This is a genomic window from Marinobacter sp. (assembly GCF_041690615.1).
Taxonomy (GTDB): domain Bacteria; phylum Pseudomonadota; class Gammaproteobacteria; order Pseudomonadales; family Oleiphilaceae; genus Marinobacter.
Genome location: NZ_JAWLGY010000011.1, coordinates 26,501 through 35,556 on the forward strand (window position 1 = coordinate 26,501; position 9,056 = coordinate 35,556).

8 protein-coding genes are annotated in these 9,056 nt (G+C 59.1%); 2 read left to right on the forward strand and 6 right to left on the reverse strand.

Going from position 1 to position 9,056, the window contains the following annotated elements; genetic code table 11:
* Positions 1 to 386: 386 nt before the first annotated feature.
* The gene (sufB, locus tag ACESMZ_RS09460) at positions 387 to 1,835 is read right to left on the reverse strand and encodes a Fe-S cluster assembly protein SufB (protein ID WP_372956518.1); all 1,449 of its coding nucleotides are present in this window, start codon (positions 1,833 to 1,835) and stop codon (positions 387 to 389) included.
* 387 nt (positions 1,836 to 2,222) lie between these two features.
* Entirely contained in the window at positions 2,223 to 3,533 is a 1,311-nt protein-coding gene (gene yegQ / locus ACESMZ_RS09465; RefSeq protein ID WP_372956519.1) for a tRNA 5-hydroxyuridine modification protein YegQ, read from the reverse strand.
* Positions 3,534 to 3,841: 308 nt separating this feature from the next.
* Here yegQ and ACESMZ_RS09470 point away from each other — a divergent pair, with 308 nt between their 5' ends.
* The gene (locus ACESMZ_RS09470) at positions 3,842 to 4,201 is read left to right on the forward strand and encodes a helix-turn-helix domain-containing protein (protein WP_372956617.1); all 360 of its coding nucleotides are present in this window, start codon (positions 3,842 to 3,844) and stop codon (positions 4,199 to 4,201) included.
* A 449-nt stretch (positions 4,202 to 4,650) separates the two neighbouring features.
* Here the strand turns inward: ACESMZ_RS09470 and fabB are convergent, their stop codons facing one another.
* From fabB to ACESMZ_RS09485, 3 genes are all read right to left on the reverse strand, one after another.
* The gene (fabB, locus tag ACESMZ_RS09475) at positions 4,651 to 5,865 is read right to left on the reverse strand and encodes a beta-ketoacyl-ACP synthase I (protein ID WP_372956520.1); all 1,215 of its coding nucleotides are present in this window, start codon (positions 5,863 to 5,865) and stop codon (positions 4,651 to 4,653) included.
* A gap of 11 nt (positions 5,866 to 5,876) precedes the next feature.
* Positions 5,877 to 6,386, reverse strand: a complete 510-nt coding sequence (gene fabA / locus ACESMZ_RS09480; RefSeq protein ID WP_372956521.1) for a bifunctional 3-hydroxydecanoyl-ACP dehydratase/trans-2-decenoyl-ACP isomerase — start codon at positions 6,384 to 6,386, stop codon at positions 5,877 to 5,879.
* 189 nt (positions 6,387 to 6,575) lie between these two features.
* Positions 6,576 to 7,763: an NnrS family protein gene (locus ACESMZ_RS09485; RefSeq protein WP_372956522.1), complete on the reverse strand. Its 1,188-nt coding sequence runs from the start codon at positions 7,761 to 7,763 to the stop codon at positions 6,576 to 6,578.
* A gap of 135 nt (positions 7,764 to 7,898) precedes the next feature.
* On the opposite strand from ACESMZ_RS09485, the gene ACESMZ_RS09490 reads away from it, so the two are divergent.
* Entirely contained in the window at positions 7,899 to 8,273 is a 375-nt protein-coding gene (locus ACESMZ_RS09490) for a SirB2 family protein (RefSeq protein ID WP_372956523.1), read from the forward strand.
* A gap of 54 nt (positions 8,274 to 8,327) precedes the next feature.
* Here ACESMZ_RS09490 and ACESMZ_RS09495 read toward each other — a convergent pair.
* Positions 8,328 to 9,056, reverse strand: a 729-nt coding sequence (locus tag ACESMZ_RS09495) for an ion transporter (protein WP_372972520.1), incomplete at its 5' end; no start/stop codon positions are given.

Below are 9,056 nucleotides of genomic sequence, written 5' to 3' on the forward strand. Positions count from 1 at the left end.
CTTGATCTCCAGGTTAATGCCCTTGAGGATCTCTTTCCCCTCGACGGAAGCGTGCAGGTTCTTGATGCTCAGCATTTGTCGGATTCTCTCTAGTCAAAAACGTTCGAAATTCGTTGCGTCTGTCCCGGCTGGCTTTGGTCTCAGCAGGCAACTGAGTCGCCGGAGGGACAGGGGTCGGGTGACGCTTTCCGGGACCTTCAAAACCAGGGGTGGAACGCGAAAGCGTTTCACGGGCTGGCCACGGATGGCCAGGCCTGGACCTTTTATGCGACGCAGGAGCAATAAGCATAAAAGGTTTTTGAAGAGCCTCCAGGGACGGATCCACGGCGTGTCCCGGAAAGCGTCACCCGATCACTGGCCTTGCACCAAGGCCAGCAGACCATTCGTTAACCCACGGAGCCTTCAAGGCTGACCTCAAGCAACTTGCCAGCCTCAACCGCAAACTCCATCGGCAGCTCCTTGAACACTTCCTTACAGAAGCCGTTCACAATCATGGAAACCGCCTGCTCCGGGTCAATGCCCCGCTGCCGGCACAGGAACATCTGCTCATCACTCACTTTCGAGGTGGTCGCCTCATGCTCCACAATGGCCGACTTGTTGCGGCTCTCAATGTACGGGAAAGTATGGGCACCGCAGCGATCACCGATCAGCAGCGAATCACACTGGGTAAAGTTACGGGCATTCTCCGCGCCGGGCTGGAACTTCACCAGGCCCCGGTAAGCGTTGGAACTGCGGCCGGCTGAAATACCCTTGGAAATAATCGTACTGGTCGTATTCTTGCCCAGGTGGATCATCTTGGTGCCGGTATCGGCTTGCTGGTAATTATGGGTCAGCGCCACCGAATAGAACTCACCGACACTGTTATCACCTTTCAGAATACAGCTCGGGTACTTCCAGGTGACCGCAGAGCCGGTTTCCACCTGGGTCCAGGAAATCTTCGAATTCCGGCCCTGGCAGGCGCCCCGCTTGGTCACAAAGTTATAGATACCACCTTTGCCATGCTCGTCACCGGGGTACCAGTTCTGCACGGTTGAGTACTTGATCTGGGCATCGTCCAGCGCGACCAGCTCGACCACCGCAGCGTGGAGCTGATTTTCGTCCCGCATGGGTGCTGTACAGCCTTCAAGGTAACTGACATAACTGCCGGCGTCGGCAACGATCAGCGTGCGCTCGAACTGGCCGGTGTTGGCCGCATTGATGCGGAAATAAGTGGACAGTTCCAGCGGACAACGAACGCCCTTTGGAATATAGACGAACGAACCGTCGGAGAAGACCGCGGAGTTCAGGGCGGCGAAGAAGTTGTCCCCAGCCGGAACCACCGAGCCCAGATATTTCTCCACCAGCTCCGGGTACTTCTGCACGGCCTCGGAAATCGGGCAGAAAATGACGCCCGCCTCAGCCAGCTGCTCCTTGAAGGTGGTGCCGATGGAGACAGAATCGAAGACTGCATCCACGGCAACACCAGCCAGCTTCTCCCGCTCGTGCAGGGGAATGCCCAGCTTCTCATAGGTGCGCAGCAACTCCGGGTCCACGTCATCGAGGGACTGGGGCATGTCCTCTTTTTTCTTGGGGGCGGAGTAGTATGAGATGGAGTTATAGTCGATACGCGGGTAATCCACGTGTGCCCAGGTGGGGTCATCCATCTCCAGCCAGCGACGATAGGCCTTCAGGCGCCATTCGAGCATGAACTCCGGCTCCTGTTTGATCTTCGACAGGCGGCGGATGACATCTTCGTTCAGGCCGGGCTCGAACGTATCGGCTTCAATTTCAGTCACAAAGCCGTGCTCGTATTCCCGTTTGATCAGCTCTTTCACCTCTTTGTCGGTGGTCGCCATGATCGTCGCTCCGTAATTCTCTCATCGTGGGCCCTGGGGCCCTTATGTGTTGCCTGCAACCGGAAGCTCGTAATTCAGCCGGCTACCGGGAGGCATGTGCGTCTGTGCTGGTTGTTGCAGTGGTCGCTCGTCCAGTGAGTACGCCCTGCAATCGCTTGTTGGATGACTGGCTGCCCGTCAGGGAGGCAGCGTCAGGATGAGGCAGTCCCGCTACTTCTGATGTCCGATTGTACAATATCAGAGTATTTTAGTCAGGTATTATTTCGTGACTGGCCAGATTATACCCCAAACCCCCGTCCGGGCACTAAGACCGGGGTTATCAAGGCTATAGCCAGATAGGCACCTGGGTAGCGAAAACCACTTCGCTGCGCCGGTTTCTCGTGGATTCTACGGACGGTCAACCCGGGTCAGGTAGGCATATTCCAGGTTGTCAGGCAGGGGAGCGGACACCGGAATGCGGACCCGGTAGCCACTGCCGGGAGCGCGTTCGAGGGGCTGGCCTTCGGTGGTTTCCATCCTGTCAGTGGACAGTCTCAGGTTGCCAGTGGGGGTGAGCAGTTCCAGCAGGTCCCCCGGGCGGAACTGGTTTTTAACCTCGATGGTCAGCCACTGACCCTCGCGGGCGCTGACGGTGCCAACCACCTGCTGGGTGCCCAGGTAGGACGAGCCCTGTTCATAGGTCTGGTATTCCCGGGGAACATGGCGGCGCAGGAAGCCTTCGGTATAACCCCGGTTCGAGAGTGCTTCCAGCTCATCCATCATCGCCATGTCAAAGGGCTTGCCGGCAACCGCCTCGTCAATGGCCCTGCGGTAGACGCCGGTGGTGCGCGCCACGTAGTAGGTGCTCTTGGTGCGGCCCTCAATTTTCAGGGAGTGAACCCCCATCTTCACCAGCTCGGCGACATGCTGTACGGCCCGCAGGTCCTTCGAGTTCATGATGTAGGTTCCGTGCTCGTCCTCGTAGGCGGGAATGAAACCACCTGGCCTGTTGGGCTCTTCCAGCAGGATTTCCTTCGGCTCAACATGCTCCACGCTATCGGCGGAGGTGGCGATCAGGTCCCCCGTCTGGTCGTGTCCATGCTGCACCGGCTTGTAGTTCCAGCGGCAGGCGTTGGTGCAGGCGCCCTGGTTGGCGTCCCGGTGGTTCATGTATCCGGACAGCAGGCAGCGGCCGGAGTAGGCCATGCACAGGGCCCCATGGACGAAGACTTCCAGTTCCATGGAGGGCACCTGCTCGCGAATCTCGCGGATTTCGTCCAGTGCCAGTTCCCGGGACAGGATAACCCGGCTGATACCCTGCCGCCGCCAGAACTCCACCGTGGCCCAGTTGACCGCGTTGGCCTGTACCGACAGGTGAATGGGCTGGTCGGGCCAGCGCTCCCGCACCAGCATGATCAGCCCCGGGTCAGACATGATCAGGGCATCCGGTTGCAGTTCGATGACCGGCTCCAGGTCCCTCAGGTACGAACGCACCTTGTTGTTATGGGGCGAAATATTGGAAACCAGGTAGAACTGTTTTCCCTGCTGGTGGGTTTCTTCAATGCCCTGGGCCAGGGCTGTTACATCCTTGAAACTGTTGTTGCGCACCCTGAGTGAATAGCGGGGCTGGCCGGCGTAGACGGCGTCGGCGCCATAGGCGAGGGCGACTCGAAGATGGTCAAGGGTGCCTGCGGGGGCAAGGAGCTCTGGCTGGTGCATGGGCTGAAACTTCCGGAATTCTGCAGATGGGCGGGAAGTTTGCCGCAACGCCAGGGATGTTGCATTGACGCGACTCAATGTTCATTCGCGCAATTTTGAGCTAACATCTGTACGCTCAAATAATGTCAGTTACTCAACAGAAGCAGAGGGGTTTTCAGCTCATGAAATCAGATGCTCTGGGGACTTTGGTGGTCGCCATGGTGCAGTTTCTTCAGTCGTCAGGCTTTTCCCGGGGGGAGCTTGCCCGCTATGCGGGGTTGTCGGCCGATGAGCTGGAGGAGCCTGAGGCCCGGCTTTCCCCCTCACAGATGCAGCGGTTGTGGCAACTGATCCAGACACGGATTTTGCCATCTATTACCTTTAGTCGTCAGGTGCGCCCGCTGATCGCCCGGCAACTGGCGAGGGGCAAGGTGAAGGTGGAGTCGGTGGCGGCGGAACTGAATATGAGTCGTCACACACTCTACAAGAAGCTCAAGGAGGAGAACCTGACGTTTGCCGGTCTGCTGGAGGATGTGCGGCGGGAGCAGGCGCTCAAGTATATGAATGACCGGGACCGGACCTTGTCGGAGGTGGCGGAGTTACTCGGTTTTTCTGAGCTGAGTGCATTCAGTCGGGCATTCAAGCGCTGGATGGGGAAGTCGCCGGCTGAGTTTCGGGCGGCCTGTTGAGTATTGTAGTTGGCGTGGTTCTGACTTGTGAGAGCGGGGCGGGCAGCCGGCCCGGTGAAATATTTCTGGACACGCCACGCAAGTACGTCCATGTAGGGCTCGACGAATGCCATCCCTGGCATTCGACGGTCCAGAAATATTCCCCCGGCCCGTCTACCTTCTGGCACTCACGATAACAAGATTTTTGTGCTCGATCAGACTCGGATCGCTCGTTACTCCTGAAATTAAGCAATCACTGAGGTTCAGACCTGAGCAAGTTCGTTTTCAGTTGAGATATCGGAAAAGTTATAGCGTGGCGGTTTGGGAAGATTTTTCCGGACCGTCGAAAACCAGGGATGGTTTTCGTCGAGCCCTACATGGATGTACTTGCGGGCGTGTCCGGAAAAATCTTACCGATCCGGCGCGCGAGGCACCGGATCAGCAGGCTGGGAAATGGAACCCAGCCAAGCTTAGTCGTGATACTTCTTGAACACCAGGGAAGCGTTAGTGCCGCCGAAGCCAAAGCTGTTACTCATCACCAGCGGAATCTCGGTGTTCTGGACCTCGCGGACGATGGGGTAACCCTCTGCGCCTTCATCCAGTTCCTCGATGTTGGCAGACGGGGTGATGAAGTTATTTTGCTGCATCAGCAGGCTGTAGATGGCCTCGTGCACACCAGCAGCACCCAGTGCGTGACCGGTCAGCGGCTTGGTGGAGCCCAGGGCCGGGATCTTGTCGCCGAACACGTTCTTCACCGCCTTCAACTCGGTGATATCACCGGCCGGAGTGGAAGTGCCGTGGGTGTTGATGTAGGAAATCTCGCCATCCACGTTCTTCAGGGCCTGTTGCATACAGCGAACCGCGCCTTCGCCGCTGGGGGCGACCATGTCGGCACCGTCGGAGGTGGCGCCGAAGCCCACCAGTTCCGCGATGATATTGGCGCCGCGGGCCTTGGCGTGCTCCAGTTCTTCCAGAACCACCACGCCGCCACCGCCGGAGATGACAAAGCCATCACGGTTGGCGTCGTAGGTACGGGACGCCTTTTCAGGGGTGTCGTTGTACTTGGTGGACAGGGCGCCCATGGCGTCGAACAGCAGGCTCAGGCTCCAGTGCACGTCGTCACCGCCGCCGGCGAACATGATGTCCTGACGGCCCATGGCGATCAGGTCGGCCGAGTGGCCGATGCAGTGGGCACTGGTGGCACAGGCTGACGTGATGCTGTAGTTGACGCCCGTGATACCGAAGGCCGTGGACAGGGAAGCGTTGATGGCGCTGCCCATGGTGCGGGGAACCCGGTAGGGGCCCACACGGCGAATACCCTTTTCACGGTGGGTATCGATGGAGTCCATCAGTTCCAGGGTGGACGCACCGCCAGTACCCATGATGATGCCCGTGTTGTTGTCACGGATCTGCTCATCGGTCAGGCCGGACTGCTCGATGGCCTCTTTCATGGCCAGGTAGGCGTAGGCGGAAGCCGGGCACATGAAGCGCAGCAGTTTGCGGTCGATCAGCGACTTGTAGTCGATATCGATATTGCCGCAGATGTGACTGCGCAAGCCGTTGTCCGCTGCTTCCTGGCTGAAATGAATGCCGGATTTGACGTCCCGCAGGGACTGGGTGACTTCTTGCTGATTGTTACCGAGGCTGGAAACAATGCCCATTCCGGTAATGACAACTCGACGCATGGTCCGGGCTCCTAAAAGTCGTCTGTTGAGGTGAACAGGCCAACCCGCAGGTCCTTGGCCGTGTAGATCTCACGACCGTCCACTTCCATGCGGGCATCGGCAATTGCCATGGTCAGTTTGCGTTTGACCATTCGTTTGATATCCAGATGATACCGGACCAGCTTGTTCTCTGGCAGCACCTGGCCAAAGAATTTGACCTCGCCGGCGCCCAGCGCCCGGCCTTTGCCCTGGCCACCGGACCAGGCGAGGAAGAAACCAACCAGCTGCCACATGGCATCAAGCCCCAGACACCCGGGCATCACCGGGTCACCTTCGAAGTGGACCTTGAAAAACCACAGGTCCGGGTTGATGTCGAGTTCGGCAATCAGGCTGCCCTTGCCGTAGGCACCGTCGCTGTCATTGATGTGGGTAATGCGGTCCACCATCAGCATTTCATCGATGGGCAGGCGCATGTCACCTTCGAACAGGCGACCGTGGCCACATTCGATCAGGTCGGCTTTATCAAAATGGTCTGGCTTCATGAGTGCGGGTAGTTCCGTTTCTGACTGTAACGCACACTTTACCGGTTACACAGGAAAAATCTATTGACCGATGGTTGTAGTTTTTTGACTGCTGGTTGCCGGAGTGGCGCTAAGGGCCCGCCATTGGAGGCCCCGGGGAGGTTGAGTGTGGCGAAAAGGAATCTTTGCCCGAAGGTGAATCTGGCCTGTTTATCCGGGTTTGCCATCTGCCCGTGGGCTGGCCAGCACGCCGGTGTAACGGGCCAGGAAGATCGCGTAGGCCAGTGCCCAAAGCAATCCGCTGGCGGTAATGCCCAGGTGCCAGGGCAGCCCCTGGAACGCGGTAACGACCCGTACCAGGGCGGCCAGGTGGATGGCGGCAAAGGCCAGCACCATGCCTTGTGGCAGTACCAGCGGGCGGCCGGTGTGGCCGAGGGAGACCCGTGCGATAACGCCGAGGATCAGGCAGCCGACGGCTCCGGTGCCGGCAGCATGGGTCCATGCGGACGCGGGCCAGCCGGCAACAAGGCTGCCGGCAAGCAATATCAGCGCTACAGGAACCCAGAGGATGGACAGGTGGAGAATCCACAGCAGGGGTTCCCGGCGCACCAGCCAGCCTTTCCAGTTGTACAGGCGGACCAGCATCAGTGTTGCGGCCACGAGGGCGAGTCCGGCGGTCACCATGCTCCAGCCGGTAACCAGTGATGCCAGCAGCAGTACCATGGCGAACAGGTTAGCCATGTCCAGTGCAGGTATCATCTTCACCCGCTCAGCCGCGAGTCCCCGCTGACGCAGCCACCCGGTGGTGAATGCCGGGGTAATGCGACCGCCGATGATACTGATCAGGGCCATGCCCATGACCAGGGCGCCCCAGGCATAGACAGGGTCAAGGCGGGTCACGAAGGCGACCTGCATCAGCCAAAGCAGGCCCAGTACCACCAGGATCATCAACTGTCGTTTCTGGCGCGCATGCCAGATCCGCCATCCCGCATCCAGCATCACCAGCGGCAGGAAGGCCAGGTTGATACCCTGAACCAGCCAGTAGGGCAGGTCAGCGCCCACCGTCAGCAGCACTCTGGCTGCGGCCCACACCCCCCAGAGCAGTAATAGGCGAACGCCATGGGTGCGCTCGGTGCCGGTCCAGACGCAGACGGCGGTGAGCAGGAAGCCGGCAATCGCCGCGGACAGAAAACCGAACAGCATCTCATGCTGATGCCACAGTATCCCCGGCATGGCCAGGGGCAGCTGGATGGTACCGGTGACCTGCAGCACCCAGAGCGGGATGCCCACCAGCGATAACAGCGTTAGCGAGAGAAAGAAGATGCGGAACGGGTAGGCAAAAAGCTGTACCACACTGGCGCTGCTGCGCTCGGCGTGGGATGTGGATAGGGCCTGCATCGCGGACCTCCGCTTTAACATGTATTGTGCGTATATATTAAGTCGGCCGGCCGGTGGTGGCTATACCCGCTTGGAGGTAATCGCAGAAACTATCACGTACAATGCGGCCAACTGTCCGGGATGGAAAGAAAAAGCATGGCATACGTAATTCTCAAACACCTCCATATGACAACCGCATACCTGACGCTGGTGCTGTTTGCGCTGCGCCTGCTGCTGGATCTGGTGGGAAGGCCGGGCTGGCGGCAGACACCCCTGCGGTGGATTCCCCACGTCAATGACACCCTCCTGCTGGTGGCGGCCATCAGTCTGCTGTTTGTGACGCCCTGGATGCCCTTCGTCAACGATTGGCTGACCTGGAAGGTTTTCCTGCTGGTGGGTTATATCGTGGCCGGTGTGTTTGCCATCAAGCCGAAATTCAGTGTTCCGGTCCGGACGGTGGCTGCCTTTGCTGCGTTGTTGCAGATTGCCCTGATCTTTCATCTGGCCATGACCAAGGCCGTGCCTTTCTGAAGTCTGCCCGCAATATCCGGCGCTCCCCGCACCCGTGGAGCGCCCGTTCGCCGGTCATGAGGGCCGGCGGTTATGGCTCAGCTGGTCTGACAGTTCGTTCAGCTGGGCCTGGATCGCGGTGAGCTGGCGGGCCATCTCGTCCCGCTCGTCGTGGGCCTTCTGGGCCTCCTTCCGGTTCTGTTCCTCGCTCATCACCTCCAGGATCGCACCGATCATCATGTTCAGGAATACGAAGGCTGTCAGGAAGATAAACGTCAGGTAGTACATCCAGCTGAGGGGGTAAGCCTCCATGGTGGCGTACATCACATCGGTCCAGTCCTCGAACGTCGCTACCCGGAACAGGGTCAGCATGGAGATGGCCACGTCGCCCCACAGGGTTTCGTCCACCTTCGCAAAGAACATGGAACCCATGGCGGCGTAGATGTAGAAGATGATGAACATCAGCAGGGCAATATAGCCCATGCGGGGAATGGCCTTGAGCAGCGAGTTGATCAGAAAGCGCAGTTCCGGCACCACGGACACCAGACGCAGCACCCGGAATACCCGCAGCAGCCGTCCCAGCAACACCGCCTCGGCATTGTTCAGGGGAATCAGGCTGCCAACCACTACCAGGGTGTCGAACAGGTTCCAGCCGTCGAGCAGGAAACGCTTCTTGTTGGGGCAGGCAGCGAACCGGAACAGTATCTCGATCAGGAAGAATACGGTGATGGCATTGTCCATTACCGTCAGGCTGTTCTCCACCAGCGGCGGCAGGTCGTAGGTCTTGGCGCCGATGGTCAGGGC